Origin of the sequence: Gordonia sp. NPDC003585 (genome assembly GCF_040610755.1) — a bacterium.
In the GTDB taxonomy this organism is placed as follows: Bacteria; Actinomycetota; Actinomycetes; order Mycobacteriales; family Mycobacteriaceae; genus Gordonia.
Map to the genome: position 1 here is coordinate 1 of NZ_JBEXMX010000089.1, position 21,194 is coordinate 21,194.

Sequence of the window (21,194 nt, forward strand, 5' to 3'; positions counted from 1 at the left end):
AACCGCCCAGCAGGGCCAGCGGAACAGGTTTCGTCATCGCTGCGGCGCGGCGCGGGCCGGTCGCGCCGTAGAACGTCGCAGCTGCTGCGGCCGTCGCGTAGGAGGCGACTCCCAGTGCGCGCCACCAGCGCGGACCCACCGGACTCATCGCAGCAATCTCGCCACGAACGCTCGGGTGTCGTTCTCGGACAATTGCTTCGACCGGGTTGCGTCGAGAGTCAGATAGGTTCGCGCGGTGACGCGTCGGTCGGCCCGGGCGTCATTCAGATATTTCAGTGTTGTCGGCACTACTACCGACGTGTCCTGCAGTGACTGAGTCATCAGCACCGGCCGCACAAAGCCCTTGGTGGGTAGTGCGAGAGCCTTGGTGAGCAACGCGTTGAGCGCGGTGTTGCGGGCGAGCGGTTTGGTGAACAGCGAACCCATTACGAGGCCGCTGGCCTGCCGGACGAGATCGTTCGCGCACAGGGTGGACGCCTTGCCGAGCCACTGCTTACCGGTGTCGGTGAGATAGGTGTTCAGATCGACGTCGCGGTGGGCGTTGCGGATCGCACTGAGGGTGTAGAGCGTATCGGCCGCGAGACCGGTCGGCATGACTCCCGATCCCGGTCCGAGACTGTCGAGCAGCGAGGAGAATTCGGCCGGGATCGAGGTAGCAGCGGCACCGCGGAAGTCGAGCTTGGATCCCTGCAGGGTAGGTGCCGTGCGGGCCAGATGGATTGCTGCCGAGGCACCTTGGGCCTCGCCGACCACCACCCAGGTGCGGGCGAGCCGATCAGAGATGTCCCGTGCCGCCTTGAGGGCGTCGACGATGTTGCGGGCCGTGGCGTCGAGGTCGTAGTACTGAGGTGTGCCCGGTGTGCCGACGCCTGCGTAATCGGTGCTGACGACGGCGTAGCCACGGCCGAGCCATCGGCGCATCTCGTCGGTGTCGGCCTTGACCGGGCGTGCCGACGGTGCGCAACTGTCGGCGATCCCGCGCGAGCCGTGTGCCCACGCGACGATGGGCCAGCCGCCGCTCGGCGATTTCCCGCCCGGAATCATCAGCACACCGGTGGACAGATGTGGCTTTCCGTCGGCACCCACGCTCCAGTAGGTGAACGCATTGCCGTCGGCCGCACCGCTGACCATCCGGGCACGGGGCAGTTCACGGCTGGCGTAGACGACCCCTGGGGCTTGGCCGGGACCGCGGGCATCGACGGTGTCCGCGGCGGGTTCGGGTTGGGCCGCGGTCACCGGTGTTGTCGTGTCGCCCGGTGTCGTCTGCTCGGGAATCGCGCCCGCGGTGGGCATCGAGCCGGCCAGCGCGACCGCGGTGATCGCGGCGGCGATCAGACCGATCGCGGCAGATCGTCGCCGCCGGCGCTTCGTCATGCCGTCACCACACCGACCGCGGGGAGGAAGAAGCAGGTGTTGTTGCCCACTTGTGCCGTGCCGAAGACTGCGGAGAGGATGGTGCCCTTACCCGTCTTGACCGGCGCCAGGCGCACACCGGACAGCATCCGCACCAGGGCCAGCGTGGCTGGGTCGGTCACCGGGTTCAGGTCGGCGAACCCGCCCTGGAACGTCGTGGTGTTGAACCACGCCACCTGCATCTTGCCGCCGGGACCGGAGTTGGTGGTCGCCGGCACGAAGGCGTAGGCGGTCTCGCCCTCGCCGACCAGGTTGAGCTTCTCGGGGACCTTGACGCCGGGGATCATGCGGATGATGGGTGCCAACGGTTGCAGCGGGTCCTGTTTCAACGGCCACGGTCCGGCGACCGCACCGGCTCCGGCAGTCACCAGGCCGAGTGGGTTGTCGGCGGTGGGTGTGGCGCAGAACGGGGCGACCGACGGGGTGAGAGTCTGGATACCCAGGGCCTTGAGCAGTGCGGTGGGATCCATGTCGGCAACCGGCCGCGCCTGCGCTGCCTGTGTCTTGTCGCCGGTCAGGGACAGGGCACCCGCGCGACTGAGGATGTCCTCGGGTGACAGTTTGCCGACCGCGCCGAGGACGGCCTGTGCGGCCTGCATCGCCATCTGGTCAACGCCTGCGGCCTTGAGCATGCGGACAGCGGACGCGAGTTCACCGTCGAAGGGGATTGCTTCCAGCGACAGCGAGTTGGGCGGGATCAGCGGTTCGGCCGCGGCTGAGGGAACGGTCGCCGTGACCGATGTGCCGACGACTGCTGCGGCGACGGCAGCACCGACGAGACCTGCACGCAGGGGCGTGAACCAACGACGAGAAACCATGACGCTCCTTCAACCGAGCAATCCGCCCCATGTGTCTCGTGGGGCGGATGTGACAGATGTTGTTCAAGTTAAAAGGGTGCACGGGGTTGGTGGATGCTGCAAGTGGCGAAGCCGAGCTGTGACTTCGGCGCGATCGGCGAGTGATGAATGTGGCGTGCTCCTGCTGTTCGGACGCTTGCTGTAGACAACGACACCCCGACCGTGCGGCCGGGGTGTCGCGATGGGGGATACGTCGTGGGTCTGCGACCGGGTCGTCGCAGGCTGGGCGTCAGATGATGGCCAGGCCGATCGTCGGCACGATGCCGCAGGTGTAGATGCGTCCCTTGGTCTTGGTGGTCACATCGCCATAGATGGTGGAGATGATGCGTCCCTTGCCGGTACGGGCGATGGCGGTGAAGGTGCCCGGGCCTTCCTTCACGTTGATCTTCGGATTGCGCTTGAGCTGTGTCTGACCGGTGCGGCCGGTGTCGATGTTGAGCCAGGTCACCCAGAGTTTGCGCGACGTCGGATTGTTGATGGCCGGGCCGGTGCCGAGGCTCGTGTACACATAGCCGGCCTCGCCGCGTCGAGGACCCGGTGCCGGGGCCTTCTGCGGGCCGGCGGTGACGAGTGCTCGGCCGAGCGAGTTACCACCCGGACCCATGCATCCGAAACCGAGTGTCGGATAAAGGAATTCCTGGATCTTGGGCTTGTTCGGGCCCTGGGGGATCTCCGGGTCACCGGGTTTGCGCTCGGCAGCCCGCATCTGGCGGACCACCGCCTGACGACCCGGTTCGCCGAGGAAGTCGATGACAGACTGCCAGATCGCCGACACCTGGGGTGGCAGTCCGGGCGCGGCGGCGAGGGTCTTGGCCTGGCGGAGTAGATCGGCGTTGATTCGACCGTCCGGTCCCGGCGTGGCGACCGAACCGATGATCGCCGGTGCAAAGGCGCCCAAGGAGTCCAAGACTCGCTGATCCACCTTGGGGGCCTGTGGCGTCGGTGCTGCGTGTGCGGCAACGGGCAGGGCCAGCGAGACGGCTGCGGCAACTGCCGCGGTTGCGGTCAGGACACGTGCCGAGGCAAACCGCCCCGGTTGACGTCCACTGAAACGGCGGGATCGCGGGGTCAGTGGCCCGGGGAAACGCACTGGTGGTGTCCTATCGATCGGGGCCTGAGAGCGGGAGTGACGGTCGCAGGCCGAACGTTTCGGGTGCCGCCTCGTGGTCTGCGACGGTGTGCAGAGGGTCGAGGCGGGTCGGTTGTCGCGGGTCATTCTATGCACCAGTTCACCGGCGATGTCCAGGTAGCCCGGTCGTTGTTGCTGTGATTACTGAGGTTATTGATGCAATTGTTACTAAAGTGGCGGTGCGTGGCGGTAGTCGTGCAGGTGGGGCGACAGCTGGTTAGATCGGTAGCAAATCCATCGACCGTGGCGCCGGGAGCGAAGCGAGCGGGCCACATGACGACCGTGGCGCCGGGAGCGAAGCGAGCGGGCCACATGACGACCGTGGCGCCGGGAGCGAAGCGAGCGGGCCACATGACATGTTCACGAGGAGCATGATGAGTGTTCGGCGACGTGGTGGACGGCTTCGCACGTGGTGGCGGCATGGCTTCGCGATGGTCGCGACGGCAGCACTCGCCACGTCGGTGCTGGCCGCGTGTGCCGACGATGCCCAGTCCGGTGCCGAGGTCACGCTGCTGACCCACGACTCCTTCGTGCTGCCGCAGTCGGTCTTCGACGCGTTCCGCCAGCAGACCGGGCTGACCCTCAAGATCATCAAGGCCGGCGATGCCGGGCAACTGGCCTCGACGGTGGCGCTGACGCCGGGAGCGCCGAAGGCCGACGCCGTGTACGGCATCGACAACACCCTCGCATCGCGTCCGATCAAGGCCGGCGCATTCGACGCCTACACGCCACCGGCCGCGGCCGACGGCGCCGCCGAGTATGCGGTGCCCGGTGCCGCCGACCAATTGACCGCCGTCGACCGTGGCGACGTGTGTCTCAACATCGACGACACGTGGTACACCGAGAATCGGGTGGCGCCTCCCGACAGTTTCCGAGATCTCACCGATCCGCGTTACGCGGGTCAGTCGGTGTTGATCGATCCCCGCACGTCGTCGCCCGGCATGGCATTTCTGCTCACCACGATCGGTGTGCTCGGCGGGGGGTGGCAGAACTACTGGAAGACCGTTGTGGCGGGCGGTGCGACGATCGTCGGTGATTGGGAGACCGCCTACAACGGACAGTTCACCGCGGGCACAGAGAACGGCACAAAGCCGATCGTGGTGTCCTACGCGTCGTCGCCGGCCGCAACCCCCGGAACGAAAGCTCTGCTCGACAGTTGCTTCGGCCAGGTTGAGTACGTCGGCATCCTCAAAGGCACCCGCAATCCCGACGGGGCCCGCAAGCTCGTCGACTTCATGTTGAGTCAGACTGTGCAGAAAGAACTTCCGGGATCGATGTATGTGTACCCGGTGCAGAAGGGCACACCGCTGCCCGACGGCTGGGAGCAAAGTGCCCCGGTGCCCGCGTGGCGGGTGAGCCTGCCGCCCGTGTACATCGCCGCCAACCTCGAAAAGTGGCAGGACCAGTGGCGCACCGCCGTCGGGCGGTGATGGCCACCCGTTTCGGTGATGCGCTCGCGCGGCTGGCGCTGCGGCTGATACCAGCTGTCTTCATCGCCGTCCTCTTCGTGTGGCCGGTGCTCGCCCTGGTGCGGCGAGGGATGTCCGACGCGGGTGACGCCGAGGGCGGGATCTCGGGCATTCTCGAGCGCACCCACGCATGGCATCTGCTCGCGGTGACGGTGGGGCAGGCGGCCGCCTCGACCCAGCTTGCGCTCGTGGTCTCGATCCCGATCGTCTGGCTGTACGCGCGCGTGGGTGGCGCCGCTGCGCTCGTGCTCGCCGTCGTGGTCACCGTGCCCTTCGTCTTGCCGACGGTCGTGGTCGGAATCACCTTCCGCGCCTTGCTTTCCGGGCCTTTGGATTTCTTGGGAATCGGCTCGGGACTGGGTGCTGTGCTGATGGCGCATGCATTTCTGAACGTGGCGGTGGTGGTGCGGGTGGTCGGAGCCTCGTGGCGATCGCTCGATCCGCGGGTGGCCGACGTGGCCCGCACGCTGGGTGCGAGCCGCGTGCGTGCCTTCACCTCGGTGGTCCTGCCCCGACTGCTGCCGGCGGTCGCGGGGTCGGCGGGTTTGGTCTTCCTGTTCTGCTCCACCAGTTTCGGCGTGATCATCATCCTGGGTGCGGGTCAGTTGCAGACTCTGGAGACCGAGATCTACAGCCAGGCCATCGGGTACTTCAGGATTCCTGAGGCCGTCGTGCTGTCGATGGTGCAGATCGCGGTGGTGGTCGCGGCCCTGATACTCGCGCGGATGTTCACGAACCCGGCGGGTTCGGGAGCCGGTGGCATTTCCGGCAGATATCGAAACCGGGCCGAGGGCAGGTGGATTCGGGTGGCAACGGTGGGCGCGGCGCTGTGGACCGGGCTGCTGTTGCTCGGCCCCATCGTGGTCCTCGCCATCCGTTCGGTGCGTCCAGAGTCCGGTGGGGCCTGGACCTTCGACGGCTATCGCGCGCTGGGTCGTCCTGTCAACGGGATCACACCGCTGGACACGCTGCGGTATTCGCTCACGACGGCGCTGCTCGCGATGGTGATCGCGTTGGTGGTGGGGGTGCTCGCGGCTCTCGCCTTGCATTCGTCGCGCGGTGCCGTCGGTGCGATCGCGAACGTGATCGCCATGATTCCCCTCGGGATCAGTGCCGTGACATTGGGATTCGGCTATCTCATCGTGCTGGCCACCATGCCGTATGAGATCGCCGCGTCACCCGCTGTCATCCCATGTGTGCAGGCGCTGATCGCGATACCGCTGGTGATCCGGGTGATGGTGCCGGCTCTCGAGTCCATACCGCCACGACTCCGGGACGCCGCGGCGTCGCTGGGCGCCCGGCCGGTACGGGTCTTCGTCGACGTCGACCTGCCGGTCATCGGCAGATCACTGACTGCCGCAGGAGGTTTCGCGTTCGTGATGGCCCTTGGGGAATTCGGGGCGGCATCGTTTCTGCGCCGTGCCGACACCACCACGCTGCCGGTCCTCATCGGATCCGAATTGAGCCGACCGGGTGCCGACAACCTCGCCACCGCGATGGCGGCGTCGATGATCCTGGTGGCGGCCACCACGATCGCGGTGGTCGGAGTGGAAGTGTTCCGGCCGCGCGACGGGGTGCTGATCTAGATGCTCGAAATCACCGACGTCGCCGTGGGTTACGGCTCCGAGATGGTCATCGACGGACTGACCTGGACAGTCGGGGCGCAAGGCGGTGTCCTCACCGCTCTGCTGGGACCGTCCGGATGCGGGAAGTCCACCCTGTTGCGCGCGATCGCCGGTCTGGAACCGTTGGCGCGGGGCGACATTCGCTTCGACGGCGACGACCTCGCCGATGTGGCCGTGCATCGGCGCGATTTCGGTGTCGTGTTCCAGGACGGCCAGTTGTTCGGTGGTCGGACTGTGACGTCGAATGTTGCTTATGGTTTGCGGATGCGGCGCTGGCCACGCGCGCAGATCGGCGAGCGCGTGGCGCAGATGCTGGAGTTGGTGGATCTGCCCGGGTTTGCCGACCGTCGGGTGGGCGAACTGTCCGGCGGTCAGGCGCAGCGGGTTGCCTTGGCGAGGGCTCTGGCTCCGCAGCCACGGTTGCTGTTGCTCGACGAGCCGTTGGCAGCGCTGGATCGGGGGCTGCGAGATCAGCTCGCGGTCGACATCGCGGAGATCGTCCGCGAAGCTGCGACGCCCACCATCGTCGTGACCCACGACCACACCGAGGCGGCGCTGATGGCCGATTCGATCTCGGTGATGCGCGCGGGCGCGATCGTGCAGACCGCCCCGCCCGGCGAACTCTGGCGTCGACCGGCGGATGAATGGACCGCAGGCTTCCTCGGGTGTCGAACGATCGTCGACGCGCGGGTGAGTGGCGGTGTCGCCTCGTGCTCACTCGGGAGCGTGCGGCTGAATCTGCCGGACGGCGACCGGCGAATCGGACTGCGTGCGGATTCGGTGGTGGCGGTGCCGGAGGTGGACGGCACGGCATCAACCGCGACGGTGCTGCGCGCGATCGACCTGCCCACCGGGCGGCAGGTCCGCGTCGGCACCGACGTCGGGGAGATCGACGCGATGGCATCCGACGACGTCATGACCGGTGATCGAGTCGCTTTGCGGCTGGTGGGCGAGAGAGTGGCGGTGATCGGGGAGTGACCTTGTGGGCGTGAGTAGCTGCTCCGCCCTGCTATGTCGGGATGCGCCCCAACGCCGGCTGGGCGGTGAGCACGTGCTGAACCGCATGCTGGACGGGAGGGTGCCCCGCGGCTCGCACGATTTCCGGTGTGCGGCGGGCGGGGTCGCAGAGCGCGGAGTGTCACGCAGACGTCAATGCCGTAGATCCGTGCCACATATTGGCTGAAACCTACGGCGCAACTCGCGTTCGGCCACACGCGGACGCGAGTCGTCGTGGATCTGTAGCAATAGGACGCGCGGGGCGCGATCAATTCCTCAGGTCAGCGAGTGGTCACCGAACTCTTCGAGTATCCGCGGCAACCCACGGCGAGGTTGACGTCGACTGCCCGCAGGTCGTTCGGTTCGATCGCGGCGATGTCAGCAAGCGGTTCGAGGGTGCGATTGGACGCGAGGACGGCGATGCTGTGGAGGGCGGCCCAAAGAGTCGCAGTGCGTATCTACGAGTCTGGCCCGCGTGTCGCTGGTGGTCGGGCGGCCGCTGAGTGTAGATGCGCTTGTCGGTCAACCGCGTTCGGCGACCGATCGGTTGATGCATCATATTTCGGTGCTCGCGGGGCGTCCGTATGTCAGCGAGTACGCACCACGTCGGATCAGCGCGCCCGCGCCTTCTTGAGAGCTTTGCCGAGCTGCTTCTTGGACATGTCGGACGTGTCGAGTTTGCTCATTCGGTGGATCACGACGGGGCAGCGCATGCAACGCTTTGACGAGCGGCAACACTTCTTCTTGGGGCGCATCGAGCCCAGTTTCGCCGGATCGATCTTGCCCATGTGCGGAGGTTAGCACGGTGTTCACGTGCCTGTGATCGCGCTCTCACCGACCCAGCAGATACCCTGAGTGGTTGAGAATGCACAGGCGATCTCGGCGTTGGCCCGATGTCGTGGATCCCGGCTGCCGATTTCCACCATGAAAGAGAACCAGTGACTGCTGCCCCCAACTTCCGCAACGTCGCGATCGTCGCGCACGTCGACCACGGGAAGACCACCCTCGTCGACGCGATGCTCCGGCAGTCCGGTGTCTTCGGCGAGCGCGCCGAACTCGTCGACCGCGTGATGGACTCCGGTGACCTCGAACGCGAGAAGGGCATCACCATCCTCGCCAAGAACACCGCCGTGCACCGTCGTCAGCCCGACGGCACCGAGGTCGTCATCAACGTGATCGACACCCCCGGGCACGCCGACTTCGGCGGCGAGGTGGAGCGCGGCCTGTCGATGGTCGACGGTGTGGTGCTGCTCGTCGACGCGTCGGAGGGTCCGCTGCCGCAGACGCGATTCGTGATGCGCAAGGCGCTCGCGGCGTCGCTGCCGGTCATCTTGGTGGTCAACAAGACCGACCGCCCCGATGCGCGCATTCAAGAGGTCGTCGACGAGAGCCAGGATCTGCTGCTCGACCTCGCGTCGGACCTCGACGACGAGGCCGCGCAGGCCGCCGAGCTGGCTCTGGAACTGCCGGTGCTCTATGCCTCCGGTCGAGCCGGTGTGGCCAGCACCGAGCAGCCCGCCGACGGCGAGGTGCCCACGGGCGACAACCTCGATCCCTTCTTCGACGTCCTGCTCGAGCATGTCCCGCCGCCCAAGGGCGACCCGGCAGCGCCGCTGCAGGCGCACGTCACCAACCTCGACGCGTCGGCCTTCCTCGGTCGCCTCGCGCTCGTGCGTATCCACAACGGCACAATCCGCAAGGGACAGCAGATCTCCTGGTGCCGCGAGGTTGATGGCGAACCCGTCGTCGAGCGCGCCAAGATCACCGAACTCCTCGCCACCGTCGGCGTCGATCGTGCGCCCGCCGAGTCCGCCGTCGCCGGTGACATCGTCGCCGTCGCGGGTATGCCGGAGATCATGATCGGCGACACGCTCGCCGACCTCGACAACCCGGTTGCGTTGCCGCGCATCCACGTCGATGAGCCCGCCATCTCGGTGACGATCGGCACCAACTCGTCCCCGCTGGCCGGCAAGGTGTCGGGGCACAAACTGACCGCACGCATGGTCAAGTCGCGCCTGGACACCGAACTGATCGGCAACGTGTCGCTGCGCGTCCTCGACATCGGGCGCCCCGACGCGTGGGAGGTGCAGGGCCGCGGTGAGCTGGCGCTGGCCATCCTGGTCGAACAGATGCGTCGCGAAGGGTTCGAACTGACCGTCGGCAAGCCGCAGGTGGTGACCCGCAAGGTCGACGGCAAGGTGCAGGAGCCGTTCGAGCACCTCACGATCGACGTGCCCGAGGAATACCTGGGTGCGGTCACCCAGTTGCTCGCTGCCCGCAAGGGCCGCATGGAGCAGATGAACAACCATGGCACCGGCTGGGTGCGAATGGAGTTCATCGTGCCCTCGCGTGGCCTGATCGGCTTCCGCACCGACTTCCTCACCGAGACCCGTGGCACCGGGATCGCGAACGCGGTCTTCGACGGTTACGACGGTTGGGCAGGCGAGATCCGCGCCCGTCACACCGGCTCGCTCGTCAGTGATCGTCAGGGTTCGGTCACGCCGTTCGCAATGATCCAGCTCGCCGACCGCGGCACCTTCTTCGTCGACCCCGGCGACGCGACCTACGAGGGTCATGTGGTGGGTATCAACCCGCGCCAGGAGGACCTCGACATCAACGTGACGCGCGAGAAGAAGCTGACCAACATGCGTCAGTCGTCGGCCGACGTGATGGAAACCCTGGCCAAGCCGATGCAGCTCGATCTCGAGGGCGCGATGGAGTTCTGTGCCGCCGACGAATGTGTCGAGGTGACTCCGGAGGTGGTCCGGGTGCGTAAGGTTCACCTCGATGCGACGACCCGTGCCCGCGAACGTTCGCGCGCCAAGACGCGCGACGCGGCGGTGAGCTGATCGCCGGGCGGGTGTGTGTTGCCGGGTCCGCAACGGGCCCGGCATGTGCAGGGCTGGCTGTATGGGGGTAAGCGACGTGAGTGCTGCGGCGACAACACGTAGGGCGACAACGCGTGGGGCGACGACACGTGGACGCGGTCGAATCTGGCTGTTGCTGGTGCTGCCGATGGTGGCGATCACGGTGCTGGTGTCGGGATGCCAGGCCGATCCGCCGCCACCGGTGCGGGACACCGGCCCGTTGCCGACGCCGACGGAGTACCCGAACGCGAAGACCGTCTACATCGCGACCGATTCCGTGGGTGCCGGCTTCAACCCGCACATCGCGTCCGACCAGAGCCCGGTGACCACTGCGATCGCCGCCATGACATTGCCGAGCGTGTTCGCGCCGGTTCAGACCCCCGCGGGTGTGCAGTGGCAGCTGCAAAAGGCCTTCGTCACGTCGGCCGAGGTCACCTCGCAGAAGCCCTTCACGGTCACCTATCACATCCACACCGACGCACAGTGGTCCGACGGTCTGCCCGTCACCGGCGACGACTTCAGCTACCTGTGGCAGCAGATGTCGCGTCAACCCAACGTCGTTGCGCCCGCAGGTTACCGGCTGATCGACTCGGTGCAGACCCGTGAGGGCGGCAAGGTCGTCAATGTCACCTTCGCGCAACCGTATCCGGCCTGGCGTGAGCTGTTCACCAACCTGCTCCCGAGTCACGTTCTCAAGGGGGCACCGGCCGGTTTCCAGACGGGCATGGACACCGGCAAGCCGGTGTCGGCGGGACCGTTCGCGATCGTCGGCATCGACACGACCCGCGACGAGGTGCGCCTGGCCCGCAACGATCGCTACTGGATGGAACCGTCGCGTCTGGACCAGATCGTGCTTCGCCGAGCCGGCAACACGTCGCAGATGCTCGACTCGGTGCGTTCGGGCGACTCGTCGATCGTCGCGCTGGGTGCCGGCGTCTCGACGCAGGCTCAGTTGGAAGCGGTCCCGGGACTCACCCTTGATCGGAGCCTGACCGCCCGCTCGCTGGGTATCAGCGTCAATGCGCGTACCACGACCATGAATTCACCCCAGGTGCGTCGGGCGATCCTGGGTCTCGTCGACCCCACCCTGACCACGTTCGCCGGCGCCGGCGACTGGACGGTCCAGCGCTACGCCAACACGGTGTTCGCCCCGTCCGATCGCGGGTACACGCCGGTGAACCGTGCCCGGCCGACGCCGGCTCAGGTCACCGCGCTGCTGGCCGAGGCCGGATATCGGCGTGGAGCGCCGACGCCCGGCCAGGCCGCCGACGACGGGGATGTCCGTCCGCTGCCGGTCGGCGTCGCGCCGTACCAGAAGGACGGTCGGGACCTGGTGGTTCGCATCGGTGCGGTCAGCGGTGATCCGCGGTCGACGTCGGCTGCCGCCAGCATCGTCGACCAGTTGCGGGGCGCGGGTATCCGGTCGCAGGTGCTCACCATGCCCAACAGCGAGCTCTACGGTGCCGCCCTGACCCGGCAGCGGGTCGATCTCGTGGTCGGCTGGAGTGGTCTCGGCGTACCCCCGGCGGCGTCGTTGGCCTCACAGGTGGATTGCGATCAGCCCAAGCCCGGGACCGAACCGTCGCTGAGTACACCGCCGACACCGACCAGCGTCGCGCCCAGCGACACCGATGCCGACAACAGCTACACCAGCAACATCTCCGGGCTCTGCGACGCCCGGCTGATCGGTCTGGCCCGGGAGGCGCTGTCGGAGGTGGATCCGATCCCGACGCTCAACACCGCCGAGCCGTTGCTGGCCGACGCCGCGATCTACCTACCGCTCTACCAGGACAGCATGATGGTGGGGGTCACCGAGAGCGTGGTCAACGTGCCCGTGACCGGTCCGATCCAGGTCTCCATCTTCGGGACCGCCGGCGTCTGGGACCTGGCGTGACCGGCATGCGCGGCCGCCGGTGAGCGAGGTTGCGTCATGAGCGCACCCGGTGGTCGGCGCCTGCTGCTCGTCCATGCGCATCCCGACGACGAGACCATCATGACCGGCGGCACCATTGCGCGATACCTCGCCGAGGGTGTCGACGTCCGGGTCCTCACCTTCACGCTCGGGGAAGAGGGCGAGGCCATCGGTGATCGGTGGGCGCAACTGGTGGCCGACGGTGGAGCCGACCAGTTGGGCGGCTTTCGCATCGGCGAGTTGAGCGCTGCGCTTGCGGCGCTGAGTCCGGCGGGTCGCGCGGCCCTGACCCCGTCGTTCCTCGGTGGCGCCGGCCGCTGGCGGGATTCCGGGATGGCGGGTTCGCCGTCGGCTCGGCATCCGCGTGCGTTGGTGCAAGCGCCGTTCGACGAGCCGGTGGCAGCACTCGTGGACGTTCTCGAATCCTTTGCGCCGCAGGTCGTCGTCACCTACGACTCGGCGGGCACGTACGGGCATCCCGACCACAAACTGGTGCACGAAGTCACGGCGGCAGCGTTGGCAGCGGTATCTGGTGCTGCGGGGTCGGGATCGTGGTCGCCGAAGGTGTACGAGTCGGTGACCGAGTACAGCGCGCTGCGGGCGGGACTGGCGGCCGCGGCGACGCGTGTCCCGGATGGTTGGCGGATGCCCGAACCCGGTGAATTGCCCAGCTATGCAGACGAATTCATCACCGCTGCCGTCGATGTCAGCGCCGTTCTCGACCGCAAGGTGGCGGCACTGGCCGCGCATGCGACGCAAGTGACGGTCGCGCCGTCGGGTACGGAATACGCGTTGTCGAACAACATCGTGCAGCCGATCTTCGATGAAGAGCATTTCATTCGCGTCGATGCGCATGCGCCGCTTGATGCGCGTGAGACCGACCTGTTCGCCGGGATCGACTGATGCGTGCGATCGACCGGGTGATGGTGGCTCTGCTCGCCGTCGACGGTGTGGTGGTCGGCCTGCTGTCACTGGCGTTCGCGTATGTGCGTTTCGGCGGGGTCGCGGTGCCCGTCGCCGCAGTGATCGCCGGTCTGGTGAACTGTGTACTGCTCTGGCTCGCCGCCGGATACACGACGACGCTGTGGCGGTTCGCCCCACTGATCGGGTGGGCGGTCGGCGTGTTCGTGGGTGCCTTCCCGGGCCCGGGCGGGGACGTGCTGCTGGCCTCCGACACCGGATTGGCCATTCCGACGATGTTGCTCCTGTTGTTCGGCGCCGGCCTACCCGCTGCTCTCGTGTGGTCGGGACGACTGCCGGGACATTGACCAGGGCGTGTCTCAGCCGTCGGCAGGGGCTTCGAGGCGCGGCGTTACAGTGTGGGTATGGTGCTGCGCGCGTGGGCCGAGGACATCCGCGCTCCGATCGGCGATGTCCGGAATGCCCTGCGTCGGGTGCGGAACGACCCGTCGGCTGCGAGTGACGCGGACTGGGCCGAGCTCCTCGGGGCGGCCGGCGACGAACTCGACGAATTGTGTGATCTCGCCGATGCCGCGCGTGTAAGTGCAGTGGGCGCAGATGCGCTGACGTTCGTGGTGAACCGCAATTTCGACACCGCAACGGTCGCGGCCCTCGGCCGGTCCGGGGTCACGCTCGAAGATCTCGTGACCGAGGCACATGATCTGGGTGCGACCGAGATCTGCATGCAGGGTCCGCTACCCGCGGCTGCGCCTGCCGATGGATACCTGCGGCTCGTCGACACCATCACGGCCACCGCGCCGGACCTCCACCTGCATGCGTTCCGTCCGGCGGAGGTACGCGACGGCGCGGCGCGCATGGGAATCGGCCTCGACGAGTACCTGGCGCGGCTACGCGACGCCGGCCTGGGTTCGGTGCCGGGCACCGCAGCGCAGATCCTCGACGACGACGTCCGCCGCGCGTTGGCCGGCAATGCTCCGGTGCTCACCGTCGCCGAATGGGTCGAAACGATCGAGGCGGCCCACCGAGCGGGAATGTTCTCGACCGCGACCATGCTGTACGGACATGTGGAAACGCCGCGACAGCAGGTTGCCCATCTGCGCACGCTCAATGGCATCGCCGAACGAACCCACGGGTTCCACGAACTGATCCTGATGCCCATGCTGCCGGTGAATGCCGGACCCCACCTCGCTTCGATCGCTGTCGCGGCGCCCGGTGAACGCGAGACGCGCGCCGTCCACGCAGTGGCGCGACTGATGACTCTCGGACACATCGATCATCTTCAGGTTGCCTGGACCAAGCTCGACGCACCGGTCGTGGACCGTCTCCTGCGGGGCGGAGCCGACGACATCGGCGGGCTGCTGCTCGACGGTCAGTTGATGCCCGACGCGGGACCCGAGGCCGGTCGCGTTCTCACCGCTGAGGGGTTGACCGCGATCGCCGAGCGCGCCGGACGCACGCTGCGTCAGCGAACCACCGGCTACGGCGAACCGGCAGCCGATCGGCAGACTGTGCTGGGCGGGGTTTCTCGGTGAACGGCGCGCATCCGGTGGCGGGCATCGGCCGTGACCGCGCGGGCGTCGATGTGGACGTGGCGATCATCGGAGCGGGATTCGCCGGTCTGGGCATGGCGACGCTACTCGCCAGGCGCGGCACCGAATCCTTCGTCGTGCTCGAGCGGGCCGACGCGGTCGGCGGAACATGGCGTGACAACACCTATCCCGGCATCGCCTGCGACATCCCGGCGCACCTGTACTCGTTCTCCTTCCGGCCGCCCGGGGATTGGGCGTCGGTGTACCCCAGTGGAGCCGAGATCCGCGGCTATCTCGAGCGCACGGTCGCCGAGGAGGGCATCGGCGGCCACATCCATTTCGGCCGGGAGCTCGAACACGCGAGATGGGATGCGGTGCAACGGCGCTGGGAGATCACCACGACCGTCGACGCGGTACGGTCGGGACCCGATCGCCTGACCGGGAGCGCCGCTCGGCCGATCCGCGCACGGACACTGGTGATGGCGGTCGGGCGCCTGTCGGAGCCGAGGCTGCCGGACATCGATGGGCTCGAGGCGTTCCCCGGCGAGGTGGTGCACACCGCCGCGTGGCACCAAGGACTCGACCTCGACGGAGCACGCATCGGCGTGGTCGGGACCGGGGCGTCGGCGGTCCAGGTGATCCCTCACCTCGCTCGCGCGGCAGAGGAACTCGTCGTGTTCAGCCGCACCGCGCCCTACGTGGTGCCGCGTGATGACCGCTCGTACACGAGCGCCGAACGTCACGAAATGCTCGACCCGGTGGTCGCGAATGCGGTGCGCGACAAGATGCTTCGTGATGCCGACCAGGCGTTTCGACAGCGGCTCGGATTGCACCCCGACATCGATGAGATCCGGGAGCGTGCACGCAACCACCTGCACCGACAGGTGGCCGACGGCGAACTCCGCAGGGCGCTGACACCCGACTACGAAATCGGTTGCAAGCGAATACTGCTGAGCGACGATTTCTATCCGACGCTGCAGCAGCCGAACGTGACGTTCGAGCCGAGTGCGCTGGTGTCGGTCACCGAGAGCAAGGCGACGGCCCGCAGTGGTCGTCGCTACGATCTCGACGTCCTGGTCATGGCAACAGGTTTCGAAGCCGCCCGACCGCCCGCAGCGCGTCGCATCACCGGTCGCGGCGGACGACTGTTGAGCGACCACTGGGCCGATGGCATGGTCTCGTACGCGTCTACGGTGGTCAGCGGATTTCCCAATCTGTTCGTCATCGACGGCCCCAACGCCGCACTCGGTCACAACTCGGCCATCTACATGATCGAGACACAACTCGACTACGTGCTCGGGGCACTCGACCATCTTGCCGCCACCGGCACCGGATGGCTGGAGGTGACCGCCGACGCGGAGGAGGCCTACACCCGCGAGATCGACGAACGCAGTGCGGCCACCGTGTGGCTGACCGGTTGTGACAGTTGGTATGTCGACCCACGTAGTGGTCGGCTCACGCTGCTGTGGCCGGGGACCGCCGAGTCGTTCCGGGAACGCAACGGTACGTTCGACGCAGGGCCGTTCCTGCCGGGGCCGCCCCGATCGGCGGGTATGCACGAGGGGAGTGTGTGATGACGAGTGTCGTCCAGGCGCTGGACGCGGCGCGGGCGGGCGAACCGATCGGCCTCGACCGTGCGGTCGCCCTGTTGTCTTGTGCGGGAGAGGATCTCGTCGCATTGCAAGCCATCGCAGGCCAGATCCGTGACGCCGGGCTGGCCGCGGTTGGGCGCGCCGGTCAGATCACATACTCGCGCAAGGTGTTCGTTCCTCTGACGCGACTGTGCCGCGACCGTTGCCATTACTGCACCTTCGTCACGGTGCCGGGCAAGTTGGCACGCGCCGGCGAGGGGATGTACCTCGAACTCGATCAGGTGGTCGACCTTGCACGGCGAGGAGCGCAACTCGGTTGCAAGGAAGCACTTTTCACGCTCGGGGATCGCCCGGAGGATCGGTGGAAGCAAGCCGGGGAGTGGTTGTCGGCGCGCGGCTACTCGTCGACCCTCGAGTACGTGCGGGCGGCGGCGGTCGCCGTACTCGAAGAGACCGGCCTGCTCCCGCATCTGAATCCGGGTGTGATGAGCGCCGCGGAGATGCGCCGGTTACGGCCGGTGGCGCCGTCGATGGGGATGATGCTCGAGACCACGTCTCGCCGCCTGTTCACCGAGAAGGGGCAGCCGCATTACGGCAGCCCCGACAAGGACCCGCTGGTGCGTCTGCAGGTACTCGAGGACGCCGGCGCGGTCGGGGTGCCGTTCACCACCGGCATCCTCGTCGGGATCGGCGAAACCCTCACGGAACGAGCCGAATCCCTGCTCGCGATCGCCGACGTCCATCGTGCGCACGGACACATCCAAGAGGTCATCGTGCAGAACTTCCGCGCCAAGCCCGACACCGCCATGCGCGGCACACCGGATGCGGAGATGACCGAGTTCCTGGCCACCGTCGCGGTGGCGCGGATCGTTCTCGGATCACAGATGAGAGTGCAGGCACCACCGAATCTGGTGTCGTCGGCCGAATGTGCCGCACTCATCGCGTCGGGCGTCGACGATTGGGGTGGGGTCTCTCCGCTCACTCCCGACCACGTCAACCCCGAACGTCCGTGGCCCAACCTCGATGTGCTCGCCCGCATCACCGCCGAGTCGGAGTTCACGCTCACCGAGCGCATCACCGCTCAGCCGCCCTACGTCCTCGACGCCGACCGGTGGATCGATCCATCGCTCACCGAACATGTTGCGGCGCTGACAGATCCGACGACCGGGCTGGCGGCCGACACCCGCCCCACCGGTCATCCGTGGCCCGCAGTAGCCTGACCGGACCGCCGTTGACTGTGCCTCCCAAACCGTTGACCGTGCGTCCCAAAGCGTTGATCGTGCACTACGTTCCGTTTCGCGGTGCACAGTGAACGATTTTCGACGCCCACTCAACGATTTTCGACGCCCACTCAACGATTTTCGACGCCCACTCAACGATTTTCGACGCACGGTCAACGAGAGTGGAGTACTCGTCTCAGGCGAGTCGGGCGAGCGCCTGGTATCCGCCGATCACGTCCGTGGCGCGATGTAGGCCGAGATCTTGCAGTGCGGCCGCAGCCAGACTCGAGGTGTAGCCCTCCGAGCAGATGACGATCCAGCGGACGTCGTGGTCGACCGCGGCATGGATGCGTGCGTCGCTGGCCGGATCGCATCGCCACTCGAGGACGTTGCGTTCGATGACGATCGCTCCGGGCGCCTCACCCTCGGCGGCCCGCTGAGCAGCCGGCCGGATGTCGACGAGGATCGCACCGTCGGCCAGTTCGGCGGCGACCTCGCGTGCGTCGAGCCGCTCAAGACGCGCGCGAGCCGCAGCGAGGATCTCGTCGATGGTCGGCGGGGTGGTTGATTTCCCCGTCGCTTCGCTCGCCCCGGTTGATTTCCCCGTCGCTTCGCTCGCCCCGGATGATTTCCCCGTCGCTTCGCTCGCCCCGGTCGCCACGGACAGGCGCCGCGTCATTCCGGTTTGTCCGTCAGCTCGGTCCGGGTGCGACGAAGGGCGCCGTCCTCGGTGACGTCGTAATAGGACATCGCCGTCAGCGGGGGAGAGTAGGCGTGCACGCTCAGGGTCGGCCCGGACACCTCGATCGCCGGGGCTTCGACCGGGCCGGACGCGTCAGGGGACCGAGGCGGGTTCTGCATCACATCGTGCACCCAGCCCAGTGGAAAGGCAGCTTGATCGCCGGCGTCGAGAATGCGCACCGCCAGATCATCGCCGGTCCAGTGGTACTCGCGCAACGAACCCGACAACACGGTGAGCGCACCGAGGGAGCCGGCGTGGTCGTGCAGTTCTGTCGCTTCGCCCGGCGTCCAGCTGATGAGCCAGACGTCGACGTCGTCGTCGGCGTGGATGCGGGTGGCCCAGCGATGCACCGGATCCCACGTGCTGGGCAGGAGGTCGTCGTGCGCGCCGTCGAGGACGTCGGCAACGCCCTGGTCGGTGATGCGCAGGAGATCGGCCGGTCGGAGCCGCGTGGGTAGATGTGTTCTCCGGCGGCCGGACTGGAGGGATGGGACGGAACCGTCGGACGTGACACCGGTTGACACGGTTCGGCGGACACGGGGTGTGCGGGCGAGGGTGGAGGTCATCGGCGCTCCTTGGATGTGCGATGGATGGGTGTGGTCGGCGACGTTCACCGACAACAGCGCACATCCATCGACGCCTGCATGCCCCGACTCCCGTAAGCGGTCATGAGACGACGATGACGGGTCGGCGAGCACTGGTCCAGGGTTGGCGGCACGCTGAGCAGAAGGCCGCTGAGCGCGGACGATCTCGCGAAAAATGTGATCCACGTTACGGCCCGTAGGCGTTTGTGCTGGTGGGGCGGGGCCGATTTCTCGGGGACGGGCCTCAGGGCGGATACTGTGGGATGGCGGATAGCCATGTGTATCGCCCTGATCGCTCAGCGGTGCTGACCATGGCTGTTCGTGATGCGGTGCAACCAGCCCTTGCGCCGTCTTGGATCGGCTTTGCGGCTGGTGCACAAAGCCGGTCTGGGGTGAAGTTTTTTCAGCGAAGGAGAGTGTGGTGACGTACATCATCGCCGAGCCTTGCGTCGATGTCATGGACAAGGCTTGTGTGGAGGAGTGCCCGGTCGACTGCATCTACGAGGGCGCACGGATGCTCTACATCCAGCCCGATGAATGCGTCGACTGCGGTGCCTGCGAGCCGGTGTGTCCGGTCGAGGCGATCTTCTATGAGGATGATGTTCCCGACGAATGGGAACCGTACGTCAGTGCCAACGCCGACTTCTTCGACGACCTCGGTTCTCCCGGCGGCGCCAGCAAGGTCGGCCACACCGACGCCGACGCGCCGTTCATCAAGGGTCTTCCGCCGATGAACGAAGAAGACTGAGCGAAGCTGTGGTCCCACCCGCAACCGGGCGTCGCCGTGTGAGTGCGTCTCTGCCGGACTTCCCGTGGGACACGCTGGCGAGTGCAAAGGCGAAGGCGACTGCGCATCCCGACGGCATCGTCGACCTGTCGGTCGGCACGCCGGTCGATCCGGTGCCCGAGGTGATCCGCGACGCGCTCGCTGCGGGCTCTGCGTTCCCCGGGTATCCGACGACCGTGGGTACTGTCGCCCTGCGGCAGGCTGCTGCGTCGTCGTTGGCGCGGCGCCACGCTGTCACCGAACTCGACGAGTCGAGTGTGCTCCCGGTGATCGGCACCAAAGAAGCGATCGCCGGACTCACGTCGTTGCTGGGTGTCGGCGCAGGAGACGTCGTCGTCATCCCCGAGGTTGCCTACCCGACCTATGAGGTCAGTGCGCTGCTGGCGGGTGCGACACCGGTCCGTGCAGATTCGACGGTGCAACTGGGCCCGACGACGCCCGCGCTCATGTTCATCAATTCGCCGTCGAATCCGACCGGCAAGGTCCTCGGCGTGGATCACCTGCGAAAGGTGGTCGATTGGGCACGCGAACGCGGCACCGTGCTGGTGTCCGACGAGTGTTATCTCGGGCTGTGCTGGGACGACGACGCGCTCTCGATCCTCGACCCGCGCATCTGCGACGGTGACCACACGGGCTTGCTCGCAGTGCACTCGTTGTCGAAGATCTCGAATCTCGCGTCGTACCGCGCCGGCTTCCTCGCCGGTGACCGTGCCCTGATCGCCGAACTGTTGGCGGTCCGCAAACATGCCGGGCTGATGGTGCCGTACCCCGTTCAGGTCGCGATGACCGCGGCGCTCGACGACGACGAGCACGTCGACGCCCAGCGCGAACGCTATCGGGCCCGACGCGACGTCTTGCGCAATGCGGTGCGGGAGGCCGGTTTCCGGGTCGATCACTCCGAAGCGGGGCTGTACCTGTGGGCCACACGCGACGAGCCGTGCCGGGAGACGGTGGACTGGCTGGCCGATCGTGGCATCCTGGCCGCGCCGGGTGACTTCTACGGTCCGGCGGGCGAACGGCATGTCCGGATGGCGCTGACCGCGACCGACGAACGCATCGACGCCGCGCGGGAGCGCTTGTCGGCCTGAGGGTTTCGCGGCCCAATTGGACGGCGCCCTTTTCGTCGGGTGCCGCTCCCGGGGCTGACGTGCGAGGAGCACCTGTTTCGTCCATATCGACGGTCAGGAACTGAGACCTGTCGAAGCACATATCCTCAAGACCCCAGAGACGCGTCCCACCGCGCGCCCCGAGCGAGAAGCCCGGCGACCGGCCTCGACGCCGCTAGTGAGAAAACCTTGTTGTCTCGCCGATGGTCTCGACACGACGCCTCGCCTGGCGCCTCGGAGTTGGCTCGACCAGCAGGCCTGACGCGAAGAGTTCGGTAAACAATGCCGCTGACCTGCGGAAATGAGCCCGCGTCGTGCCCGCAAAATCTAGGGGAAGTACTTCTTCCCCGGGCGGATTCAGGCGGTGGATGCAACAGGACCTGATTCGGATCCTGACGGTGGTGAGTTTAGTAGCTCGTCGAGTTTTTCGGCGGGGCTGGCCCAC

The 21,194-nt window shown here is 67.1% G+C and carries 18 protein-coding genes; 12 read left to right on the forward strand and 6 right to left on the reverse strand.

The window, feature by feature from the left end; translation table 11 throughout:
- Positions 1–144: 144 nt before the first annotated feature.
- From ABZW74_RS20335 to ABZW74_RS20345, 3 genes are all read right to left on the reverse strand, one after another.
- A complete protein-coding gene (locus tag ABZW74_RS20335; RefSeq protein WP_355278864.1) occupies positions 145–1,374 on the reverse strand; it encodes a lipase family protein in 1,230 nt (409 codons plus the stop codon).
- Positions 1,371–2,231, reverse strand: coding sequence for a hypothetical protein (locus ABZW74_RS20340; RefSeq protein WP_355278866.1), 861 nt, complete (start codon positions 2,229–2,231; stop codon positions 1,371–1,373). The genes ABZW74_RS20335 and ABZW74_RS20340 overlap by 4 nt, the downstream gene beginning before the upstream one ends.
- Positions 2,232–2,499: 268 nt before the next feature.
- Positions 2,500–3,342: a hypothetical protein gene (locus tag ABZW74_RS20345; protein WP_355278886.1), complete on the reverse strand. Its 843-nt coding sequence runs from the start codon at positions 3,340–3,342 to the stop codon at positions 2,500–2,502.
- Between the two features lie 488 nt (positions 3,343–3,830).
- On the opposite strand from ABZW74_RS20345, the gene ABZW74_RS20350 reads away from it, so the two are divergent.
- The 3 genes from ABZW74_RS20350 to ABZW74_RS20360 are packed head-to-tail and all read left to right on the forward strand — an operon-like array spanning position 3,831 to position 7,471.
- On the forward strand, positions 3,831–4,829 hold the full coding sequence (locus tag ABZW74_RS20350; RefSeq protein ID WP_355278889.1) for a thiamine ABC transporter substrate-binding protein: 999 nt from the start codon (positions 3,831–3,833) through the stop codon (positions 4,827–4,829).
- Positions 4,829–6,454, forward strand: coding sequence for an iron ABC transporter permease (locus ABZW74_RS20355; RefSeq protein ID WP_355278891.1), 1,626 nt, complete (start codon positions 4,829–4,831; stop codon positions 6,452–6,454). The genes ABZW74_RS20350 and ABZW74_RS20355 overlap by 1 nt, the downstream gene beginning before the upstream one ends.
- Positions 6,455–7,471 carry an ABC transporter ATP-binding protein gene (locus ABZW74_RS20360; protein WP_240859110.1) on the forward strand — a complete coding sequence of 339 codons (1,017 nt, stop codon included), beginning with the start codon at positions 6,455–6,457 and terminating at the stop codon, positions 7,469–7,471.
- 629 nt (positions 7,472–8,100) lie between these two features.
- Here ABZW74_RS20360 and ABZW74_RS20365 read toward each other — a convergent pair.
- Positions 8,101–8,277, reverse strand: a complete 177-nt coding sequence (locus ABZW74_RS20365; RefSeq protein ID WP_355278869.1) for a hypothetical protein — start codon at positions 8,275–8,277, stop codon at positions 8,101–8,103.
- A 150-nt stretch (positions 8,278–8,427) separates the two neighbouring features.
- Here ABZW74_RS20365 and typA point away from each other — a divergent pair, with 150 nt between their 5' ends.
- From typA to cofG, 7 genes are all read left to right on the forward strand, one after another.
- Positions 8,428–10,338: a translational GTPase TypA gene (typA, locus tag ABZW74_RS20370; RefSeq protein WP_240859117.1), complete on the forward strand. Its 1,911-nt coding sequence runs from the start codon at positions 8,428–8,430 to the stop codon at positions 10,336–10,338.
- Positions 10,339–10,399: 61 nt separating this feature from the next.
- Positions 10,400–12,250 carry an ABC transporter family substrate-binding protein gene (locus tag ABZW74_RS20375; protein WP_355278872.1) on the forward strand — a complete coding sequence of 617 codons (1,851 nt, stop codon included), beginning with the start codon at positions 10,400–10,402 and terminating at the stop codon, positions 12,248–12,250.
- Positions 12,251–12,286: 36 nt separating this feature from the next.
- Positions 12,287–13,171: an N-acetyl-1-D-myo-inositol-2-amino-2-deoxy-alpha-D-glucopyranoside deacetylase gene (gene mshB, locus ABZW74_RS20380; protein ID WP_355278875.1), complete on the forward strand. Its 885-nt coding sequence runs from the start codon at positions 12,287–12,289 to the stop codon at positions 13,169–13,171.
- Positions 13,171–13,536 (forward strand): facilitated glucose transporter, encoded by a 366-nt coding sequence (locus ABZW74_RS20385; RefSeq protein ID WP_355278877.1) that lies wholly within the window; start codon positions 13,171–13,173, stop codon positions 13,534–13,536. The genes mshB and ABZW74_RS20385 overlap by 1 nt, the downstream gene beginning before the upstream one ends.
- Before the next feature lie 57 nt (positions 13,537–13,593).
- On the forward strand, positions 13,594–14,721 hold the full coding sequence (locus ABZW74_RS20390; RefSeq protein ID WP_355278880.1) for an FO synthase: 1,128 nt from the start codon (positions 13,594–13,596) through the stop codon (positions 14,719–14,721).
- Positions 14,718–16,292 carry an NAD(P)/FAD-dependent oxidoreductase gene (locus tag ABZW74_RS20395; protein ID WP_355278882.1) on the forward strand — a complete coding sequence of 525 codons (1,575 nt, stop codon included), beginning with the start codon at positions 14,718–14,720 and terminating at the stop codon, positions 16,290–16,292. The genes ABZW74_RS20390 and ABZW74_RS20395 overlap by 4 nt, the downstream gene beginning before the upstream one ends.
- Positions 16,292–17,530, forward strand: coding sequence for a 7,8-didemethyl-8-hydroxy-5-deazariboflavin synthase CofG (gene cofG / locus ABZW74_RS20400; protein ID WP_240859126.1), 1,239 nt, complete (start codon positions 16,292–16,294; stop codon positions 17,528–17,530). Before ABZW74_RS20395 ends, cofG begins: the two co-directional genes overlap by 1 nt.
- 196 nt (positions 17,531–17,726) lie before the next feature.
- On the opposite strand, the gene ABZW74_RS20405 is transcribed toward cofG, so the two are convergent.
- Together ABZW74_RS20405 and ABZW74_RS20410 are read right to left on the reverse strand one after the other, a co-directional pair.
- Entirely contained in the window at positions 17,727–18,080 is a 354-nt protein-coding gene (locus tag ABZW74_RS20405; protein WP_355278893.1) for a rhodanese-like domain-containing protein, read from the reverse strand.
- 125 nt (positions 18,081–18,205) lie between these two features.
- Complete coding sequence (locus tag ABZW74_RS20410) at positions 18,206–18,838, reverse strand: cysteine dioxygenase family protein (protein ID WP_240859129.1); 633 nt, start codon at positions 18,836–18,838, stop codon at positions 18,206–18,208.
- 436 nt (positions 18,839–19,274) lie between these two features.
- Here ABZW74_RS20410 and fdxA point away from each other — a divergent pair, with 436 nt between their 5' ends.
- Positions 19,275–19,604: a ferredoxin gene (fdxA, locus tag ABZW74_RS20415; protein WP_240859131.1), complete on the forward strand. Its 330-nt coding sequence runs from the start codon at positions 19,275–19,277 to the stop codon at positions 19,602–19,604.
- 38 nt (positions 19,605–19,642) lie between these two features.
- A complete protein-coding gene (gene dapC / locus ABZW74_RS20420; RefSeq protein WP_240859140.1) occupies positions 19,643–20,731 on the forward strand; it encodes a succinyldiaminopimelate transaminase in 1,089 nt (362 codons plus the stop codon).
- Positions 20,732–21,194: the final 463 nt, after the last annotated feature.

What these genes read in the sequence shown, in the direction of transcription:
- ABZW74_RS20335 (WP_355278864.1), bottom strand. Translation starts at nt 1,374, where the DNA reads ATGACGAAGCGCCGGCGGCGACGATCTGCCGCGATCGGTCTGATCGCC.
- ABZW74_RS20340 (WP_355278866.1), bottom strand. Translation starts at nt 2,231, where the DNA reads ATGGTTTCTCGTCGTTGGTTCACGCCCCTGCGTGCAGGTCTCGTCGGT.
- ABZW74_RS20350 (WP_355278889.1), top strand. Translation starts at nt 3,831, where the DNA reads ATGGTCGCGACGGCAGCACTCGCCACGTCGGTGCTGGCCGCGTGTGCC.
- ABZW74_RS20355 (WP_355278891.1), top strand. Translation starts at nt 4,829, where the DNA reads ATGGCCACCCGTTTCGGTGATGCGCTCGCGCGGCTGGCGCTGCGGCTG.
- ABZW74_RS20360 (WP_240859110.1), top strand. Translation starts at nt 6,455, where the DNA reads ATGCTCGAAATCACCGACGTCGCCGTGGGTTACGGCTCCGAGATGGTC.
- ABZW74_RS20365 (WP_355278869.1), bottom strand. Translation starts at nt 8,277, where the DNA reads ATGGGCAAGATCGATCCGGCGAAACTGGGCTCGATGCGCCCCAAGAAG.
- ABZW74_RS20375 (WP_355278872.1), top strand. Translation starts at nt 10,400, where the DNA reads ATGGGGGTAAGCGACGTGAGTGCTGCGGCGACAACACGTAGGGCGACA.
- mshB (WP_355278875.1), top strand. Translation starts at nt 12,287, where the DNA reads ATGAGCGCACCCGGTGGTCGGCGCCTGCTGCTCGTCCATGCGCATCCC.
- ABZW74_RS20385 (WP_355278877.1), top strand. Translation starts at nt 13,171, where the DNA reads ATGCGTGCGATCGACCGGGTGATGGTGGCTCTGCTCGCCGTCGACGGT.
- ABZW74_RS20390 (WP_355278880.1), top strand. Translation starts at nt 13,594, where the DNA reads ATGGTGCTGCGCGCGTGGGCCGAGGACATCCGCGCTCCGATCGGCGAT.
- cofG (WP_240859126.1), top strand. Translation starts at nt 16,292, where the DNA reads ATGACGAGTGTCGTCCAGGCGCTGGACGCGGCGCGGGCGGGCGAACCG.
- ABZW74_RS20410 (WP_240859129.1), bottom strand. Translation starts at nt 18,838, where the DNA reads ATGACCTCCACCCTCGCCCGCACACCCCGTGTCCGCCGAACCGTGTCA.